The sequence below is a fragment of the Okeania sp. SIO2B9 genome (assembly GCF_010672505.1).
Lineage (GTDB): Bacteria > Cyanobacteriota > Cyanobacteriia > Cyanobacteriales > Microcoleaceae > Okeania > Okeania hirsuta.
Map to the genome: position 1 here is coordinate 1 of NZ_JAAHGK010001793.1, position 1071 is coordinate 1071.

At 36.0% G+C, this 1071-nt stretch carries 1 protein-coding gene and 1 pseudogene; both read left to right on the forward strand.

Annotated features, from left to right (window positions below):
- A pseudogene (locus F6K13_RS34470) lies at nt 1–254 on the forward strand (type IV pili twitching motility protein PilT); the annotation flags it as partial.
- A 174-nt stretch (nt 255–428) separates the two neighbouring features.
- A complete protein-coding gene (locus F6K13_RS34475) occupies nt 429–1061 on the forward strand; it encodes a circadian clock KaiB family protein (protein WP_287290143.1) in 633 nt (210 codons plus the stop codon).
- Nucleotides 1062–1071: the final 10 nt, after the last annotated feature.

The window sequence follows — 1071 nt, forward strand, 5'->3', positions numbered from 1 at the left end:
TATCAAAATGTCATGGAAAGCTGCCCGCTTACCATGACATTTTGATTAATACTGATGTAATTAAGGAATATATTATTAAAGACCAGTATGAAGACATTAACCAAATTATGCTCAAAGATACTTATGAAGGTATGATTACTATGAATAGGTCTTTGTTTGAGCTTTACCAAGAAGGTCGAATTACAGAAGAAACAGCAATAGATCAATCTCCTTACCCAAATGAAATGGCTATGATGTTACGAGGTAGAATTTAAAAAGATTGTGAAGTTTTAAATTTTAAGTTCTCAGGATGAACTAGAGTATAAGTTAAGGGTACAGTTTTAAGTTAAGCTAATGCCTTAAGCAGTTGAGTTTAATGGAAAAACTCAAAAGTCTGTAGTCGATCCTAATTGATTTTCTTGAAACCAGCTCCAGTAAAATTTCCCCTGTTGTTCAAGGGTATTGCCTTGTTTACACCTGGGGGAGATTTAATTTATTGTATAGACCCAAGTAAACAAAATCGATGGCATCTACACCTCTGTGTAGAGCTACAAGAAATATTGGGGTTATCAGAACCACCTCATTTCTTAATACCAGGATACACTGCAACTATTGATAAATGGTTAGACCATCGCACTCAAAAAGTCCAAGTTTCTGCTGAAGCTTATGCTCCAGTCTTAAGATATCAGATATTACTTAATGCCATTTTTAAGACTGATGACTTGATTTGGCAACCTGCTCCTTGGTCAGAGGAATTTTGTAATCCAATGGTAATTGCTAGTTATTACGACCAGTTTTCTCAACTCTGGGAAAATCATGACCTTGTTGTACATCTTGAGCAGCAAGAGGTTAATCTGGATTCAACTCCAGAGAAATTTTTGACCTCCAGTCTCGACCTACAACTAGAAAAACCAAAAGTTCAAGGGTCTGTTCTTCGCTTATTTGTATCGGGTAACAATATTGGCACTGAGCGGACTCTCAAGAGTCTGCACCAAATATTAGAAAAGTCTCTTTCTCATCCTTATACTTTAAAGGTAATAGATGTGTTGCAAAATCCGGAACAAGCTGAAGCAGTAATTTGATCTGCTTCAA